The 1,499-nt window shown below is 65.9% G+C and carries 1 protein-coding gene; it reads left to right on the top strand.

Annotated elements, in window-relative coordinates:
- A partial coding sequence (locus tag ACLBYA_RS31565) for a CoA-acylating methylmalonate-semialdehyde dehydrogenase (protein WP_447713424.1) occupies positions 1-1,457 on the top strand: 1,457 nt, incomplete at its 5' end.
- Positions 1,458-1,499 lie beyond the last annotated feature (42 nt).

Raw genomic sequence — 1,499 nt, 5'->3', positions numbered from 1 at the left:
TCTTCGAGGGTTCGTCTGGTTCGACGGCGCCGGTGACCAACCCGGCCTCCGGGCAGGTGACCGGTCAGGTCGCCCTGGCCTCGATCGACGATGCCCAAGCGGTCATCGATGCCGCCGCCGCCGCATTCCCGGCCTGGCGCGACACCAGCCTGGCCAAGCGCACCCAGATCCTCTTCTCCTTCCGCGAACTCCTGAACGAACGCAAGGGTGAACTCGCCGAAATCATCACCTCCGAGCACGGCAAGGTCGTCTCCGACGCCCTCGGTGAAGTGACCCGCGGCCAAGAAGTCGTCGAATTCGCCTGCGGCATCCCCCACCTGCTCAAAGGCGGCTACACCGAAAACGCCTCCACCAAGGTCGACGTGCACTCCATCCGCCAAGCCCTCGGCCCGGTCGCGATCATCTCCCCCTTCAACTTCCCCGCCATGGTCCCCATGTGGTTCTTCCCCGTCGCCATCGCCGCCGGCAACACCGTCGTGCTCAAACCCTCCGAAAAAGACCCGTCGGCCGCACTCTGGCTCGCCGCACTGTGGAAGGAAGCCGGACTGCCCGACGGCGTCTTCAACGTCCTACAAGGCGACAAAACCGCCGTCGACGAACTACTCACCAACCCCAAAATCAAATCCGTGAGCTTCGTCGGGTCCACCCCGATCGCCCAGTACGTCTACGCCACCGGCACCGCCACCGGCAAACGCGTCCAGGCCCTCGGCGGCGCCAAGAACCACGCCGTCATCCTGCCCGATGCCGACCTCGACCTGGCCGCCGACGCCATGGTCAACGCCGGCTTCGGCTCCGCCGGGGAACGCTGCATGGCCATCTCCGCGGCCGTCGCGGTCGGACCCATCGCCGATGACCTCGTCGCCAAAATCCGCGAACGCACCGTCGGACTGAAAATCGGTGACGGCGCAGGCGACTCCGACATGGGCCCCCTGGTCACCAAAGCCCACCGCGACAAAGTCGCCTCCTACATCGACGCCGGAGAAGCCGACGGCGCCAAAGTCGTCGTCGACGGCCGCACCGTGCAGGCCGACGGCGGTGAAGACGGTTTCTGGCTCGGCCCCACCCTGCTCGACAACGTCACCCCCGACATGAGCGTCTACACCGACGAAATCTTCGGCCCCGTCCTCGCGGTCGTGCGGGTGGAAACCTACGACCAGGCCCTGGAGTTGATCAATTCCAACCCGTACGGCAACGGCACCGCCATCTTCACCAACGACGGCGGCGCCGCACGCCGCTTCCAGAACGAAGTCGAGGTCGGCATGGTCGGCATCAACGTCCCCATCCCCGTCCCGATGGCCTACTACAGCTTCGGCGGCTGGAAAGCCTCCCTGTTCGGCGACTCCCACGCCCACGGCCTCGACGGCGTCCAATTCTTCACCCGCCAGAAAGCCATCACCACCCGCTGGCTGGACCCCAGCCACGGCGGCATCAACCTCGGCTTCCCCGAAAACCAGTAGGTACTTTCCGCGAGCATGCATATCCGCGACCAGACACACCGC

The organism is Mycobacterium sp. C31M (assembly GCF_053345865.1).
The sequence above is the reverse complement of the archived record's forward strand: the minus strand, read 5'-3'. Positions and strand labels throughout refer to the sequence as shown.